This window comes from Micromonospora polyrhachis, from assembly GCF_014203835.1.
GTDB classification, from domain to species: Bacteria; Actinomycetota; Actinomycetes; order Mycobacteriales; family Micromonosporaceae; genus Micromonospora_H; species Micromonospora_H polyrhachis.
Genome location: NZ_JACHJW010000001.1, coordinates 783644 through 799317 on the forward strand (window position 1 = coordinate 783644; position 15674 = coordinate 799317).

The following is a 15674-nucleotide window of genomic DNA, read 5'->3' on the forward strand; positions in this document are numbered from 1 at the left end:
TTCATCTTCTGGCGTCGGCGAAGGCGACGATCTGGTCGAGGCCGGGTCGGTAGCCGTCGCTGGTATCCACTTCGAGCTCGGGTACGTCCAGCCGGACGCGGTCGAAGCTGTCGTGGCCAGCCGCATGCACGTGCTGCTCGATGAGGTACGCGTCGGCATGTGCGCGCCGCGTCGGGCTCTCGTTGCGCCGCTGCTGGATCCGACCCCATGCCGTCCGGGCCGGGAGCTGGCAGTGGACGACCCGAATGTCGGCGAGTTCGCCCAAGGGTTGCAGGTAGGGACGCCAGAGTCGGTCCTGGAAGGCTGCCTCGGCCACCGTGGTGACGCCTGCCGCCAGGAGCAGTTCCAGCACCTGGAAGAACGCCGGCAAGGCCCGGAGGTTCAGTTCGTCGCCCGGCGCGGCAACGAAGTCACCTACCGCGTGCACCATGCCCTCCTTGATCTCGTCCCGGCAGATCGCCGGACAGCCGATTCTTCGGGCGAGTCGATGGGCGAGCGTGGTCTTGCCCGCGCCGGGTGGTCCGCTGACGACGACAAGATTCGGTCTCCTCCGCACCACATCGTTCATAGCCGACGGTTGTTCATTTCGGCACCAATTCACCCCTACCTCTTCATCAAGAGGAGTCGCTGTCGACTGGTCGCTGTCGGGCTACCGCCCTACGCTGGCAGAATGCCGAAAGCCATCTGGAACGATCTGGTCATCGCCGAGAGTGACGACACCGTGGTGGTGGAGGGCAACCACTACTTCCCGCGCTCGGCGCTGCGCACCGACGTGCTGCGCGACTCCCCCACCCACACGGTCTGCCCGTGGAAGGGCACCGCGTCCTACCACTCGCTCGAACATGCCGGACGGATCAGCTCGGACGCCGTCTGGTACTACCCGGACCCGAAGCCGGAGGCCGCGCAGATCCGGCAACGGGTGGCCTTCTGGAAGGACGTCCAGGTCACCGAGTGAGCGCAGCAGCCGTTCCCTCGGCCTTCTGGCAGGGACGAGACGTCAGACCGTGCCCGACAGGTATTCCCCACGTCGCTGCGGGTCGAACTTCTCGATCGCGTACCGCAGCATGACCCGTGGCATGCCCCGGTAGGTGCGGGCCAGGAACTCCTCCGCTGCCGCCCGGTCCCGGTTGCCCACCTCGCGCAGCATCCAGCCCACCGCCTTGTGGACGAGGTCGTGCGGGTCGGACAGCAGCCGTTCACCGAGCCGGAAGGTCCACTGGAAGTCTCCGGCTTTGATGAAGGCGAAGGTCGCCATGATGGCGATCCGCCGATCCCACACCAGGCCCGACTCGGCCAACCGATCCAGTACGCTCCGGTCCTTGTCGATCAACCACGGACCGACGATGTACGGTGCGGACGAGTCCACCAGGTCCCAGTTGTTGATGCGGTCGGTATTGGCCAGGACGAGGTGGAAGACCCGTCCCCGGTCCTCCTCGTCGCCCTTGGTGAACTTCCGCACCAGGATGAAGAGCGAGGTCAGCCGCTCCTCGTGCACGCTGCTCGTCAGCAGTTCTGCCGTTTCGGCCAGAGAAAGGTCGCGCCAGTATCGGCCGGCCACCCGGCGCTGTTCCGGCACGGAGACGCCGATGGCCTGGTCGCCCTCGCCGTACCCGCCGGGGACCATCTGCAGAAACCGGCTCACCTGCTGCGACCGGCCGGGGTCGGCGAGGCTGGCGAGTTCCCGGCGGACGTCCGCAGTCGTGGCCATGACCAGGCAACCTACCGCAACCACCGGTCCCCGCTGTGCCGCGGCTACGGCACGCGCAGTCGCCGCCCGGCTGGTGCCCCGATCCGGCCCTGAGCCTGCCCAACCGGCCTACCCACATCAAGATCTTGACATGGTCGATGTCCCCAGTGGAGGGTCTGGAGGCCGACCACCGAAGGAGACGAGGATGGACAGAGCTGAGGGTGCAACAGGCGGGAACGAGCCGGACGGTTCGCGGCGGGCGCTGATGCGGGGCGGGGCGTTCGCCACGGCGGGCCTGGTGGGTGCCGCCGGAGCATCGATGCTGGGCGCGCCGGCCGCCGCCGTCGTCGTCGGCCCGTGGGAGTACATCGCGCCCGGTTCGTCGATCCAGGCGGCGATCAACGCGGGGGCCAAGGCCATCCAACTCGGTGCCGGTACCTATCCGCTCACCGCGCCGATCGTGCCGACGCCGGGCTGCACCATCCGTGGCGTCGGCCAGCACACCCGGCTACAGGCCAGCACCACCATGACCTCGATGATCGCCATCGGCAACGGCGGCCCGGTCGACGCGGTCTACGTCGGTGACCTGGTCCTCGACTGCGGTTACGGCAAGGCGAACGTGGGCATCGACCTCAACATCGTCGGCACCAACGGTTTCTACATGTGGGAACCCGACTCGGTGTGCCGGCTGGACAACCTCTGGATCTACGAGCCCATCACCACCGGCATCCACTACCGCGGCACGGACACCCAGGCCTGCGTGACCAGCCGGGTGCGGGTGCGCGACGCCGGCCGGTACGGGTTCCTGATCGAGGCCCCGGACAACTGGTGGACGGCGTGCGAGGCGACCACGACCACCCCCACCCCGATTGGTGCCGCCTTCCACGTGGCCGGGGCCAACAACTTCTTCCAGGGATGCAAGGCCTGGTACTCGCGGGGCTACGGCTTTCACGTCACGGGCGTCCGGAACAAGTTCGTCGGCTGCGAGGCACAGGACGTCCGCCTGCACGGCTGGTACATCGAAGAGGACATGAACGTTTTCATCGGTTGCACCTGTGACACCGCCGCGATGTGGGACACGGGTGGTACCGCCAACTCCGCCGACGGCTTCTACGTGACGTACGGGGACAGGACGTCACTGGTCGGCTGCCAGGCATTCGACCGCCAACCCGAGTACGACAACGGCAGCAAACCGCCCATCCAGCTACGACACGGATTCAACGTGCCGGCCAGCATGGTCAGCGACGGCCGGCTGGTGGCCCCCACGGGTTGGAGCCTCACCGGCGCGCTGGTCAACCAGCGCTGAGGTCCGTCCTGCTTCTGGCATACGTCCGCTCCGGGCGGGAAGGAGTCGTCGTCGGCCCTGCCAGGCCGCGGTACCACTCCACCCGCTCGCCGGACGAACATGTCAGGAGAGAGATCATGACCAGTACGCCCGCTCCGGACACCATCGTCCTGATCCACGGTCTTTGTCTGACTCCCCGGAGCTGGGAGCACTGGATCGACCGGTACACCCGGGCCGGTTTCCGGGTGCTCGCTCCGGCCTGGCCCGGCCTGGAGGCCGAGGTGGAGCAGCTACGCGCCGACCCGGCACCGATCGCCCGGCTGGACATCACCACCGTCGTCGACCACTACGAGCAGATCGTCCACGACCTGGACCGACCCCCGATCATCATGGGGCACTCGTACGGCGGGATGTTCATGCAGATCCTGCTGGACCGGGGACTCGGTGCGGTCGGGGTGGGCATCGACTCGGCCCCGGTCAAGGGGGTCCTCCGGATGCCCCTGTCCACCATCCGGTCGACCTTCCCGATGCTGCTCAACCCGCTCAACCGCCGTCGGGCCGTCCCGCTCAGCCACGAGCAGTTCCACTACGCCTTCACCAACACGTTGGACCCGCAGCAGTCCGGTGAGGTGTACGACCGGTACTACGTACCCGCCGCCGGGCACATCCTCTTCGAGGGGGCGTTGGCCAACGTCACGCCCGACACCCCCGACCACGTGGCCTTCGGCAACGAGGATCGGGCTCCGCTGCTGCTCATCGCCGGCGGCGACGACCACCTCGTTCCGCCGAATGTGACCAAGGAGAATGCCGGGCACTACCAGAAGTCGCGGGCGATCACCGACTACGTCGAGTTTCCCGGCCGGTCCGCGTACACGCTCGGGCAGCCCGGTTGGGAGGAGGTCGCCGACTACGCGCTCAACTGGGCGCTCACCCCGGCCGCCGTGCACTCACTGCCGGACCGGCGAGTCCCCAGCTGACCGGGGAGCGGGAAGTCCGGCGGCCGGCAGGTCGACCGGCCGCTGTGCGCGGGCTCGTCGGGCGGCGACCATCCGGGGATCCCCGGTCAGGAACTCCGGCGGATCGTGCATGAGGAAGTCGTGGTGACTGATGTTCCAGGCGTACGCGCCGGCCATGGCGAAGACGAGGACATCCCCCACCGCGATCCGTCCCGGCCGATCCGCCCGGGACAGCACGTCCTTGGGGGTGCAGAGCTGCCCGACCACAGTGACCGGCCCACCGTCGGTGGCCGGCAGAGACCCACCGTCAGTAGCCGACAAAGACACACCGTCGGTGGCCGACAAAGACACACCGTCGGTGGCCGGCAGCGCCGGGTCGGCCCGCCCCCGGGGATGCACGGTGAACGGTTGGGCGTGCCCCTTGGCGGCCGGGGTCCGCAGGTGGTGGGTACCACCGGCCACCACCACGAACCACTCCCCGTGGGACCGTTTGACGTCGATCACCTCGGTCACGTACGACCCGCAGTAGGCGGTCAGCGCCCGGCCCGGCTCGACCCGCAACACCACCTCCGGGTACGCGTCGAGGACGCCGCCCAGCGCCGCTCCGTACCCGGCCCAGTCGAAGCGCGCGTCGGGATCGGCGTAGTCCACCGTCATACCGCCACCGACGTTGACCTCGGCCGCCCCGAGTTCGGTCACCGCCCAGTCGACGATCTGCCGGGCCACCTCGGCGGCGACGGGCGCGGCCAGGCCGCTGGCCAGGTGGGCGTGCACACCGTGGATGCGTACCCCGGGCAGGGTCTGTCGGGCGCAGGCCACCGCATCGGCCGGGCTCATCCCGAACGGGCTCGGCCCACCACCCATCACCAGACTCGCCCCGGCCACCGCCACCGGCAGGTTCACCCGCAGCAGCACCTCGGCCGCGGTGCCGGCCGAGCGGGCCAGCCGGTCGAGGCGACGCAGCTCGGTGGGCGACTCGACGTGGAACCGGCCGACCCGGGCGGCCAACCCGGCGGACAGGTCGGCCTCGGTCTTGCCCGGCCCACCGAACGCGGCCGGTGGGCGACCGGGCAGCACGGCGGCGAGGTGCCGCAGTTCCCCGGCGCTGGCCGCCTCGAACCCGTCGACCAGCGGGGCCAGGGTACGCAGCAGGTCCGGGTCCGGGTTGGCCTTCACCGCGTACAGCAGCTCGATCCGGTCCGGTAACGCGGAGCGGATCGCCTGCACGTGCGCGGCCAGCGCCGCCAGGTCGTAGACGTAGGCGGGACGGGTCACCGCAGACTCCCCTGCGCTTCGGTTACCAGCGGATTGGGCATCGGCACGTACCGCGCGTACCGGTCGGCGGCCCGGTGCCAGCGGACCAACAGGTTGGCCTTGGCCACCAGCGGCTCACCGGCCAGCAGGTCACGTAGCGGCGGCGGGTCCCCGAGCCGGGCCGAGGTCTCGGCGACCAGGTCCCGCAGCGCCGCCCAGAGCACCGGCTCGATCCCGGGCCGGGCGTCGGCGAGTGCTCCGGCGATCCCGGCCAGGTGGTTGACCAGCAGACAGTAGGAGATCCGCCGCTGGGCGCGGTCCGGGTCGTAGGCGATCGACCTGGGGAGTCCGGCTGGCCAGTCGCGCCACCGGTCGGTGTCCAGCTTGACCCCCTCCAGGTCTCGCAGCAGCATCCGGACCGGCTGCCGCTGGTCGTCGAGGACCACCACCACGTTCTGCAGGTGCGCCTCGTGCACCACGCCGTACTCGATCCACAGTCCGAGCACCGCCGGGACGAGCAGGCCGATGTAGCCCCGCCACCAGTCCAGCGGATCGGGTACGGTCAGCGGCCCGGCGGCCAGCGCCGCCGCCAGCAGCGGGGTCTCACCCGAGCGCAGGTGCGGTCGCAGACCGGTCCGCAGGATCGTGCCGTACGCCTCGTCGGGACCGGGTAGGTCGACGGTGCGGTAGGCCGGTTCGTCGAGCAGTGCCACGCCCGACGGCAGGGGCAGCGGGGCCAACAGCCGGGTCAACGCCACCGCCCCGGTCAGCTCGTACCGGGCGTTCTTCCGCAGGCAGTTGGTGATCCGTACGTGCAGGCTGGCCTTGACGAACAGGTCGGCGGCGGGCGCGTACAGGGTGCGGACGCTGGCGGTCGGGCGCAGCGGGGCGCCGGCCGGGCCGAGATCGCGCAGCCGCGCGTCGAGCGGCCCGGTCAGGGTCAACTGCCACGGGTGCACCGGCAGCGCCACATACCCGGCGGGCGGGGTCGGCGGGTCCAGTGCGGCGATCAGCTCGTCGAACGGACCGTCCTCGGCGACCAGTTCGTCGGGTACGCCGATCCAGTGCGCCCGCAGCGCGACCCGCAGCTCCGGGGCGTACGCCCGCCACGCGGCCGGATCACCGCTGCGCCACTTCGGTGCCGGGTGGTGCGGGTGCCCGTAGAGCAGCGACTGCTCGGAGTCGACGTACGCGTCAATCGCCGGTTCCCCGGTCGGGGTGGGGTCCCGGGCGGGTCGGCCCGTGATCAGTTGACGCATCGTGTTCCGGCTCGCGACGACCTGGGCGACGAACTCGTCGTTGCCGACGCCGGTGCGCCGGTCGAGTTCGGCGGCGACGAGTCGGGCCAGTTCGGCGACCTCGATCTCGGCCCATCCGCCCCCGACCAGCCGCCGCACCGGTCCGGTGTAGCGGTGCAGTCCGACCGGCGACGGCCGACGCACGGCACAGCTCAGCAGCACGTCGGTACGGGGTAGCCAGACCAGTGCCTGGTCACCGTGGAGGCGGGCGGCACCGTCCGGAGCGGCGACCTCCCGGACCAGGCAGCCGAAGAGGGCGTGGGCGGCGGCGAGGTCGGCGCGGAGGTGGGAGGCGGTCACCATTGCCCCGCCCGCAGATAGTTGGGGCCGGTACGCCGGTAGTACTTGTTGACGTCGGTGCAGCCGAGCCGCTGCTTCGGTAGCAGCGTGCCGGCGGTGAGCATCGCCTTCACCGGCAGCCGCTCGGCGGTCAGCAACCGCTCGGTGAGCAGCCGGGCGGCAGCGGCGACCTCGGTCGAGCCGTCGTCCCAGCGGTCCCGGGCCGCGACCAGCCGAGGGCGCAGCGCCGCCGCCGGAGTCGGTACGGCCACCCCGCGCTCGGCGAGGGCGAGCAAGGGTGCCGCCGCCGCCAGGTGCAGGGTGATGGTGGTGAAGACGTCGGCGAGTTCGCCTGGATCTTCGACCACCATCCGGCGGTCGCGCAGTGGCAGCCGCGCGTGCCGGGAATCGAGTCGCGCCCCGTCGTCGTCCTTGTAGAGCAGCCCGACCCGACCATCGGGGTCGCTGATCAGGTAGAGGTTCTGCGGATGCGCCTCCAGGGCGATGCCGTGCCGCAGCCAGAGGTACACATGCCAGTCGAGCAGCAGGTCGAGGTAGGACTCCAACAGCGGCACCGGATCCCCACCGCTCACCCGCTGGGCCACCGTCCACCCGGGTCGGCCACCGCCTTCCGCTCCCGGCGGGCTCGGGTCGACGGCCGCCCCCGGCCGGCTCTGGTCGACGGGCGACCCCAGCCGGCTCGGGTCGACGGGCGACCCCAGCGGACTCGGGTCGCTGGCGGCAAGGGCCGCCACCGGGACCACCACCGAGTCGGCCAGGTCCCGGGGAAAGCGCCGGATCAGGAACGACCGGAGTTCGTCGGCGTCGCCGCTGTGGCCGTACCGGCTCTCGTCGGCGTGCCGGACCCGGCCGGCGAACGCCGGCTCGGCAGCGGCGATCCGGTCCAGCAGCCGGGCCATCTCCGCCCCGTCGACGAGGCTGCCGGGGGCGAGGGTCCGCCGGTTGCGGGCGCCCAGGGTCGCGGTCGGCACCGGCAGCTTCAGATGCGTGTACGGGTCGTCGACCAGCGCCACCGTCCGCATGGACAGGGTGGGGCGGACTTCGATCATCGGTTTCTCGACCACGGGCAACCCGGTCCGCTCGGCGGTGAGCGGATGGACCGGCAGCAGCACCTGTTCCGGGCGGTCCGCAACCGGCCACCAGGGCGGCAGCGGGCCGGTCGTCCACAGTTCCGACCGGGCCACCGGCAGCCAGCGCAGCGGAAAACGGGGGGCATGCTCCGGGGCGTACCGGCGGAGTTCGGCGGCGTCGAGACCGTGCCGGCACCGATCGGTGGGATAGACCGGGTGTCCGGTGTGGGCGGCGAGTACCTCGTCCAGCAGTGCCCCGGGCAGGCCGGTCAGCCCGGCCGGTCCGATGCTCCGGCGGGCGGCGATCGCGGCGTACACCTGCGGTCGGGACCGCGCGGCCAGTCGGCGGGCGAGCAGGTCGCCCTGGCACTCGGCGACGAAGGCTGCCCAGCCGGCCTCGACCTCGGGGTCGGGCTCGGAATCAGGGTCGCCCTGCGGGGCGAGCAGGTCGAGCAGCCCGTCGAGCCGCTCCACCCGGTACGGCGCACCGGTCTCCGGTCGGACCTCGACCGTCGGCCGGGCGGTACGGATGGCGTGCTGGAAACCGTCGGCGCGGACCGGCACCCGCAGCATCCCGGCCGGGATGCGCACCTGCCACCGGTCGGGGCCGTCCGGGTTGCCTCGGCTGGTGAGCCCGAGGTGGTCCTCGCGCAGCAGCGCGTCGAGCACCCGGGCGAAGACCTGCCGCTCGGCGGTGTCGGTCACGGTCTGATCTCCCAGTGCAGGCCGGAGCGGAACTCGCGCAGCACCTCGCGGACCTGTTCGGGATCGGTGCCGATGGCGTGCAGCGCGGCCAGGTAGTCCCGGTTTGTGCCGGTCCAGTCGGCGTGGATGCCGGGTTGCCGCAGTGGGCGGCAACCAAGTCGGACCCCGGCACGGTTCTCGTCGACGGCACCGGGCGCGACGGCCAGGGTGCCGGACCGGTCGGCGCAGACGTAGTCGACCCGGGCGTGCCGGGCCAGCATGGTCGGGTCGGGTACGGCGAGGGCGGCCAGTGGCTCGCCGAGGTGCAGCCGGATGACGTACTCGAAGATCGGAACGTCCAGCAGTTCGGCCAGGATGAGGTCCATCCGGTCGCCGATCAGCCGGTAGTTCACCTCGATCAGCCGGGCCCGGCCGGCGGAGAGAACGTACTCGGTGTGGCAGGCACCGAACGAGACGCCGAGCGCGTCGAGTTGGGTCCGAAGCTGGCCGGCAATCGGCCCGACGGGCAGTGGGGCCCAGTCGAGGCTCTGTTCGGTGAAGGTGGGCGGTGGCCCGAGGGTGGTCCGCCAGCCGCCGATCGTGTGCAGTTGCGTGCCGTCGCCGAGGGTGTCGTGGGTGCGCACCTCGCCGGCCAGGTACTCCTCGACGACCAGCGCCACCTCCGGCCGGCGGCGACGGATTTCGGCGACCCGGCCGGCGAGTTCCGCGTGGTCGCCGACCAGGTAGGCGTCCTCACTGGCCACTCCGTCGCGCGGTTTGACCACGGCTGGACAGGGCAGTCCGGCAGCGACCTCGGGATCCTGACCCGGGTCGATGGTCACGCTGGCCACGGCGTCCAGCCCGGCGGCGGCCACGGCCCGCCGGGTGAGTGCCTTGTCCTTGCACCGCCGGGTGGCCGCCGGGTCCTTGCCGGGCAGGCCGAGCTGGCGGGCGGCGAGCGCGGTCGCGGTCTGCAGGTGGTCGCTGTTGGACAGCAGGGCAGCCGGTGGCTCGCCGCTGGTCACCGTCGCGACGACGGCTGCCGGATCACGGACCGGGCATCGTTGGACCGGCAGGTCAGGTGGCCAGCGTTCCGGCTGATCGGTCAGTACGGTGACCGGTAGTCCGAGCCGGGCGGCGGCGGGGAGAAACCCGTCGAGTACGGCGTCGGTGGGGTTGAGCGCGGTCAGGTACAGCCGCACAGTGGACCCTCCGATCACGACACGCCCATCGCTTAGGTCAGGCTAGCCTAAGCAGATCGAAAATCTCCGGCGACCCGCCCGAGCGGTACGACACCTCCACCAGATCCGGCGCACTCACCGGAAGTAGATCACCTACTCGCGGACGTCGCGATCGATGTCGCGGTCCCGACGCGGCAGCGGATCGACCGGATCCGACATGGACCGGCCGTAGTTCGAGAAGGCGTCCCCGGCCAACTCGTCCTCGTCCTGCGTCTCCTCAGCCGCGGCGGTCCCCGGGACGCCGTACCGGGCCAGCACCCGTTCCCGTTCGGCGGTCGTGTGTTCACGGTTGGCGGCCTGCGCGTCGGCCACCATCGTGGTCCGGCCGGCGAGGATCCGGCGCACCTCGCGGCGCTGGTGCCACGGCCTGCCCACCGCCATCAGTAACAGCCCCAACACCACGTAGCCCGCCATCAGCAGGAGTGCCCGAGAGTAGGGCTCACCCACGCCGTAGAGCGTTCGCTTGATCATCTCGGTCATGCCGTAGCCCACCACGAAGGGCTGCAACGCCTGGAAGAACCCGGGCAGCATCCAGGTCGGGTACGCCGCGCCCGAGGCCGGCACGGACAGGAACACGAAGATCAGAATCGCCGGCAGTGCGATGAACCGGCCGGCGAAGTAACTCAGGCCGTTGACTGTCAGCCCGATCGCGACGACCCATCCCGCCGCGATCAGCACCAACTGCCAGAAGTGCCCCTCGATCGCACCGATCACCGGCCCGGCGAGGACATTCGCCAGCAGCGACACGACCACCGCACCCCCGACGATGATCGCGACCCGGGTACGTTGCCGCAGCGGCGCACCCATCAGCCCGATGAACATGGCGACCATGTAGCCGCCGATGCACCAGGCGAGCATCAGGTACATCGTGGTCATGCCGAACGAGTCGCGGGATGGCAGCGGGGCCAAATCGGTGACGGTCAGGTGCTGGCCACGCGCCGAGTAGACCGGCGTCATGATGGTGGCGGCAAGGTTCGCCGCCTGGAACTGGTGGGCGCTGGCGACGTACAGACTCGGATCCGGAGCGGCCGGATCGACCAGGGCGGCGATCAGGGTTCCGTCCCGGACGGCGGCCTGAGCAGCGCCGGCGTCCGAGTACGACCGATAGTCGACCGTCTCCCCGGTCGCCTGCCGCAGGGCGGACAGGATCGGGGCGTCCGCCGCCGCCACCACCCCGATCGGCGCATGCCGGGGCGTCGGCGAGTGGAACGCCGCGATGTAGCAGAGGCAGAACAGCGCGATGAACACGGCCGGCAGCCACATCTGCAGGCCCACGAGTTGCATCGCGGGCGGCAACCGGCCGTACCACCGTCGATAGGCGCCGGTCAGCCGCCGCAATCCGGTGGAGTCCGACGCTCGCCGCTGATCAGTCATGACCCAATAAGGTCCGTTCCTCCACCGGGACTGCACCGAGAAGTCTTCGCTCATGGTGCGGCAACCGCGTGCCGGCTGTCCCGGGTTGCGGCGGATTCCGCACCGATCGGGTACCACCGTCCCGTGACACGTGGCCTGGACAGGTCAGGTAGGCGACAGAGTGATAGTTCAATCACCTAGCGTAGCTAGCCTGGGGTTGCCCCAACCCCCCGGCCTGAGTAGGTGACCATGCGCCACGCCCCGCGTCGGATGTTCGGAATCTCGATCCTGACCGTTGTCGCCCTAGCGGGGTCGACCACCGCACCGCTGGCCGCGCACGCGGCGACTACGCCGCAATGCGGCGACATCATCACCACCAGCGTGACCCTGACCGGCGACCTCCAGTGTGTCGGTAACGGCCTGACCGTCGGGGCGCACGGCGTCACCCTGGACCTGAACGGCCACACCATCTCCGGTTCGCGCACTGGAATCGGCATCATCGCCGCGGACCACAACGACCTGACCATCCGGGGTGGCACGGTCACCGGCTTCCACCGGGAGATCCTGCTGGGCTACGCGCGGAACCTGACCGTGCGCGACCTCCGGGTGATCCACGACGCCGATGGCGAGAACGACGAAGGAATATATGTCGACCAGGTCGAAGGGTTGGCGGTACAGGACACCACCTTCGTGGTCACCTCCGCCTCCTCGGCGATGTACATCGATGCCTCGGTGGACGTCAGGATCGATGACGTCGAGGTGACCGGCGGAGGGATCGGCCTGGGCATGTACACGGACCGGTCCTCGATCACCAACAGCACCTTCCAGGACGGCAACCTCAGCCTGTACGACGTGACCAAGGTGACGATCAGCCGGAACACATTCACCCGGTCGCACCTCTCGTCGTTCGAGGTCAGCGGCCTACTCGTCACCGGTAACAGATTCCGCGGCGGCGGCATCCACGTCGAGATCTCCGCCACCGTCCTCATCCGCGGCAACACGATCCAGGACGCCGAGGCCGGCGTGTCCGTACGGAGCGTGGCCCCCGACCTCCAGGTCGTCGACAACGCTCTCCTCCGCAACCGGTACGGAATCCGGATGACCGTCGATGTCCTCGCGGAGCTGTCCGGCCTGACCGTGGCGGGCAACACCGCCATCGGCAACGGCGCGGCGGGAATCTTCATCGAGGCCCTGGGCAGGCGGCTCGCCGAAGATCCGATCACGGTATCCGGCAACCGCCTGGTGGGCAACGGCTTCAGCGGCACGGACACCGACGCCGCCGGCCGGCGGATCGACGACGGCCTGCACCTCAACATGCCGGTCGGTGGCCCGGTAACCGTCACCCGCAATCACACCGTCGCGAACGCGGACTTCGGCATCGAAGCACTGCCCGAGGGCAGCGTGCGGGATGGTGGCGGCAACACCTCGTTCGGCAACCGAAACGGATGCGCCGGAGTACGCTGCCGCTGACCGAGGACGGGCTCCGCCGTACGTCAGCTCACCAGGACCTGGGCGGAGGTCTCCTTGAGCTTGGCATTGGCCCAGCGGGCCTGCCGCAGCGTCTGGGGATGGCAGCGCTGCGCCAATCCGAGCAACTGCCGGTCCCGGATCGCCTGGGCCCCCTGGGCCAGAACCTCCCAGTCGAGCGAGACACCGCTGGCGTTCCGATACAGGTGCCGCAGGTCGGCGATGAGAAGCAACCCCGGCTGACGGCGCCGACCGAGCAGTTCGGCGGTCCGCTGCTCGACGCTGCCCAGCAGCCCCGACTCGTCTCGGACCTGCTCGTCCATCCGCAGGCCGTAGTCGCGGCCGACCCGGGCCAAGTCGGTGACGTGCTGCTGCGACCAGCGGGCCAAGTCGCGGGCAAGGTGGTAGACCTCGTGGTCGGTGCGGTGCCGGTCGGACATCCGCAGCAGGTCGCCGGCGAGCTGGTTCTCGGAGCGGTGCAGCTCGCGGATGGCCATTCCGATCTTGTGCATCAGGTGCTCCGTCCCGATTCGACGGCCCGCTGTTCCTGCACCACCGCGGCGGCGTCGCCGACCGTGGCCGGGACGCCCGGCGTCACCGGCCGGGAGCCGGTGGTGGTCGGCGCGGCCGCCGGCGTCCCGTCACCGGGACGGACCCGGCTCACCTGGGCCACCGCCGTCTTGAACAGGGGCTGCTTGGACACCGGGTCCCAGTCGGTGACGGTCAGCTCGTTGGCCGCCCGGGGTTGTCCCCGCTTCGGCCCCGAGCCACCGGGCATGTCCCAGTAGCCGTAGTGGAAGGGCAGGAAGAGCACACCCGGCCGGATTCCGCTGATCCGCAACCGGGCCCGTACCTGTCCCCGGGGCGTGTCGACATCCAGCAGATCACCCTCGACGAGGTGCCGGTCGGCGGCATCGCCGGCCGACATCTCCACCCACACCTCGGGGGCGGCTGCCTGCAACTGCGGTGCCCGCGCCGTCTTGGTACGCGTGTGGAAGTGGTAGAGCGTCCGACCGGTGATCAGCTGGAACGGGTACTCCTCGCTGGGCAGTTCGTGCGGCGGCAGGTACTCCGCCGCCTTGATGATCGCCTTACCGGCTGGATTGAGTGCCAGGTACTCGACCTTCTCCAGCGGCGCGCCCGTGATCAGGTCTCGTCCATAGCTCTCGCAGTAGTCCGGGGCGCTCCAGAACCGCCCATCGACGTAGATCCGCTCGGTGCCATCCGGGTGATCCCGATCGCACGGCCACTGGATGCCGCTGCCACCGCGTAGCTTGGCGTAGCTCAATCCGCTGTAGTCACAGGGTCGGCCCGCGCTGCACTGCTTCCATCCCTCGAAGGCACCCTCCGGGTCGGACCATTTGACCAGGGGCCGCCCATCGGAGTCACGCAGGCCGAGCCGCCGCGCGTAGTCGATCAGAATGTCCAGGTCCGGGCGGGCCTCCCCGGGCGGATCGACCGCCTTCTCCGACAGGTGCACCGTCCGATCCGCGTTGGTGAACGTCCCCGTCTTCTCCGCCCAGGTGGCGGCCGGCAACACCACGTCCGCCAACCGCGCGGTCTCGGACAGGAAGATGTCCTGGACCACGAGGAACAACCGCCGCTGTGTAAGGATCTTGCGAATCCGGGCCAGCTCCGGCAGGGACACCGCCGGGTTGGTGCAGGTGACCCAGAGGAAACGGATCGACCCCTCCTCGGCGTACCGCATCATCTGCATGAGGTGGGTCGGCGGCGAGTAGTGCGGGATGCGCATCGGATCGACGTTCCAGATCCGGCCCAGGTCGGCCAGGTGCCGCTCGTTCGACCAGTTCCGGAATCCCGGCAGGTCACCGTCAGCACCACACTCCCGGGTGTTCTGCGCGGTCGGTTGCCCGTTCATCTGCAGTACGCCACAACCGGGTCTGCCCAACATGCCCCGGACGATGTGGATGTTGTTGACCTGCACGGCGGCGGCGGTGGCCTGATGCGACTGGTAGAAGCCCTGTAGCACCGTGGACATCAACCGGCGGGCGGTGCCGATCAACTCGGCGGCTCGCCGGATCGTCGCCTCCGGCACGTCGCAGACCTCGGCAGCTCGACGGGGCGGATACTGCGCCACCTGCTGTTCCAACTCCTCGAAACCGACCGCGTACGCCGTGACGTAGTCCCGGTCCGTCCAGCCCTGGGCGATGATCTCGTGCAACAGGGCGTTCATCAGCATCACGTTGGTGCCAGGCCGGGGTGCCAGGTGCACGGTGGCGACCCGGGCGACCGGTGTCTCGCGCGGGTCCACACAGACGATGGCCGGGGGGTTGGGTCCGGCAAGCCGGTCCAGCACCCGGCTCCAGAGCACCGTCTGCGTCTCGGCCATGTTGTGGCCGTACAACGCGATGACGTCGGCGTGGTCGATGTCGGTGTACGAGCCGGGCTGACCGTCACAGCCGAAGGACTCCTTCAACGCCTCGGCGGCGGTGGCCGTACACAGCCGGGTGTTGCCGTCGATGTGGTTGGTGCCGATCCCGGCATGGGCGATGAGCGCGAGGGTGTAGTACTCCTCCAGGAACAGCTGGCCGCTGGTATAGAAGCCGATCGCGCTTGGCCCCTGCTGGTCGAGAAGCTCCCGGGTCCGGCCCACCACCAGGTCCATGGCGGTGTCCCAGTCGGTCTCCACCAGCCGCCCCCGCCGGCGTACCAGTGGCCGGGTCAACCGGTCCCGCGCGTTGTTGGCCTGCCACCCGTAAAGGTCCTTGGGGTCGACTCGGCCGTGGTTGACCCGGTCCTCCGCCCGCCCCCGGACGCCCACTATCCGACCGTTCTTGACCGCGATGTCCAGGCCGTCACCGTTGGAGTGCAGGATCGACGCGGACTGGATCCACCTGTCGACCGCTGCGGGGCTCACGCCGTCGGTCAGGTACGTGTCGACGCGTACCGGCCACGGATCCCCCGGACCGTACGGAGTCCGGCTGCCCCACGGCTGCCCGATCCGGTCCACCGCCCTGGCTTCTCCGTCACCGCCCATCCGATGAACCCCTGTCCCCTGGCAACTCGTCCCTCCCGCCACCCTGGCAGCAGGTTCGACCCGACATCCGGCAAACAGCCA

Annotated in this window: 13 protein-coding genes; 4 read left to right on the forward strand and 9 right to left on the reverse strand. The window is 70.1% G+C overall.

Annotation, left to right across the window (positions count from 1 at the left end):
* Position 1: 1 nt before the first annotated feature.
* Complete coding sequence (locus FHR38_RS03190) at positions 2–556, reverse strand: P-loop nucleotide/nucleoside kinase family protein (RefSeq protein WP_312881768.1); 555 nt, start codon at positions 554–556, stop codon at positions 2–4.
* A gap of 114 nt (positions 557–670) precedes the next feature.
* Between FHR38_RS03190 and FHR38_RS03195 the strand changes: the two genes are divergently transcribed.
* Positions 671–955 (forward strand): DUF427 domain-containing protein, encoded by a 285-nt coding sequence (locus FHR38_RS03195; protein WP_184532612.1) that lies wholly within the window; start codon positions 671–673, stop codon positions 953–955.
* 42 nt (positions 956–997) lie between these two features.
* Here the strand turns inward: FHR38_RS03195 and FHR38_RS03200 are convergent, their stop codons facing one another.
* Complete coding sequence (locus tag FHR38_RS03200; protein ID WP_184532614.1) at positions 998–1708, reverse strand: DNA alkylation repair protein; 711 nt, start codon at positions 1706–1708, stop codon at positions 998–1000.
* 184 nt (positions 1709–1892) lie between these two features.
* Between FHR38_RS03200 and FHR38_RS03205 the strand changes: the two genes are divergently transcribed.
* Positions 1893–2993 (forward strand): right-handed parallel beta-helix repeat-containing protein, encoded by a 1101-nt coding sequence (locus FHR38_RS03205; RefSeq protein ID WP_184532616.1) that lies wholly within the window; start codon positions 1893–1895, stop codon positions 2991–2993.
* 116 nt (positions 2994–3109) lie between these two features.
* A complete protein-coding gene (locus FHR38_RS03210; RefSeq protein WP_184532618.1) occupies positions 3110–3949 on the forward strand; it encodes an alpha/beta hydrolase in 840 nt (279 codons plus the stop codon).
* Here FHR38_RS03210 and FHR38_RS03215 read toward each other — a convergent pair.
* The 5 genes from FHR38_RS03215 to FHR38_RS03235 form a co-directional block, all read right to left on the reverse strand.
* Positions 3920–5203 (reverse strand): alanine racemase, encoded by a 1284-nt coding sequence (locus FHR38_RS03215; RefSeq protein ID WP_184532620.1) that lies wholly within the window; start codon positions 5201–5203, stop codon positions 3920–3922. The genes FHR38_RS03210 and FHR38_RS03215 overlap by 30 nt on opposite strands.
* Positions 5200–6780 carry an IucA/IucC family protein gene (locus tag FHR38_RS03220; RefSeq protein ID WP_312881770.1) on the reverse strand — a complete coding sequence of 527 codons (1581 nt, stop codon included), beginning with the start codon at positions 6778–6780 and terminating at the stop codon, positions 5200–5202. The genes FHR38_RS03215 and FHR38_RS03220 overlap by 4 nt, the downstream gene beginning before the upstream one ends.
* Complete coding sequence (locus FHR38_RS31865; RefSeq protein ID WP_312881771.1) at positions 6777–8555, reverse strand: IucA/IucC family protein; 1779 nt, start codon at positions 8553–8555, stop codon at positions 6777–6779. Before FHR38_RS31865 ends, FHR38_RS03220 begins: the two co-directional genes overlap by 4 nt.
* Positions 8552–9736 carry an ATP-grasp domain-containing protein gene (locus FHR38_RS03230; protein ID WP_184532624.1) on the reverse strand — a complete coding sequence of 395 codons (1185 nt, stop codon included), beginning with the start codon at positions 9734–9736 and terminating at the stop codon, positions 8552–8554. Before FHR38_RS03230 ends, FHR38_RS31865 begins: the two co-directional genes overlap by 4 nt.
* 132 nt (positions 9737–9868) lie before the next feature.
* Positions 9869–11149, reverse strand: coding sequence for an ABC transporter permease (locus FHR38_RS03235; RefSeq protein ID WP_184532626.1), 1281 nt, complete (start codon positions 11147–11149; stop codon positions 9869–9871).
* 228 nt (positions 11150–11377) lie between these two features.
* Here FHR38_RS03235 and FHR38_RS03240 point away from each other — a divergent pair, with 228 nt between their 5' ends.
* Entirely contained in the window at positions 11378–12598 is a 1221-nt protein-coding gene (locus FHR38_RS03240) for a right-handed parallel beta-helix repeat-containing protein (protein ID WP_184532628.1), read from the forward strand.
* Positions 12599–12621: 23 nt separating this feature from the next.
* Here the strand turns inward: FHR38_RS03240 and FHR38_RS03245 are convergent, their stop codons facing one another.
* Together FHR38_RS03245 and FHR38_RS03250 are read right to left on the reverse strand one after the other, a co-directional pair.
* Positions 12622–13107, reverse strand: coding sequence for a hypothetical protein (locus FHR38_RS03245; protein WP_184532630.1), 486 nt, complete (start codon positions 13105–13107; stop codon positions 12622–12624).
* Positions 13107–15593, reverse strand: a complete 2487-nt coding sequence (locus FHR38_RS03250) for a molybdopterin oxidoreductase family protein (RefSeq protein ID WP_184532632.1) — start codon at positions 15591–15593, stop codon at positions 13107–13109. Before FHR38_RS03250 ends, FHR38_RS03245 begins: the two co-directional genes overlap by 1 nt.
* Positions 15594–15674 lie beyond the last annotated feature (81 nt).

Excerpts from the sequence above, each read along its gene's own strand:
- FHR38_RS03245 (WP_184532630.1), bottom strand. The coding sequence starts at position 13,107 with ATGCACAAGATCGGAATGGCCATCCGCGAGCTGCACCGCTCCGAGAAC.
- FHR38_RS03250 (WP_184532632.1), bottom strand. The coding sequence starts at position 15,593 with ATGGGCGGTGACGGAGAAGCCAGGGCGGTGGACCGGATCGGGCAGCCG.
- FHR38_RS03240 (WP_184532628.1), top strand. The coding sequence starts at position 11,378 with ATGCGCCACGCCCCGCGTCGGATGTTCGGAATCTCGATCCTGACCGTT.
- FHR38_RS03205 (WP_184532616.1), top strand. The coding sequence starts at position 1,893 with ATGGACAGAGCTGAGGGTGCAACAGGCGGGAACGAGCCGGACGGTTCG.
- FHR38_RS03200 (WP_184532614.1), bottom strand. The coding sequence starts at position 1,708 with ATGGCCACGACTGCGGACGTCCGCCGGGAACTCGCCAGCCTCGCCGAC.
- FHR38_RS03235 (WP_184532626.1), bottom strand. The coding sequence starts at position 11,149 with ATGACTGATCAGCGGCGAGCGTCGGACTCCACCGGATTGCGGCGGCTG.
- FHR38_RS03210 (WP_184532618.1), top strand. The coding sequence starts at position 3,110 with ATGACCAGTACGCCCGCTCCGGACACCATCGTCCTGATCCACGGTCTT.
- FHR38_RS03195 (WP_184532612.1), top strand. The coding sequence starts at position 671 with ATGCCGAAAGCCATCTGGAACGATCTGGTCATCGCCGAGAGTGACGAC.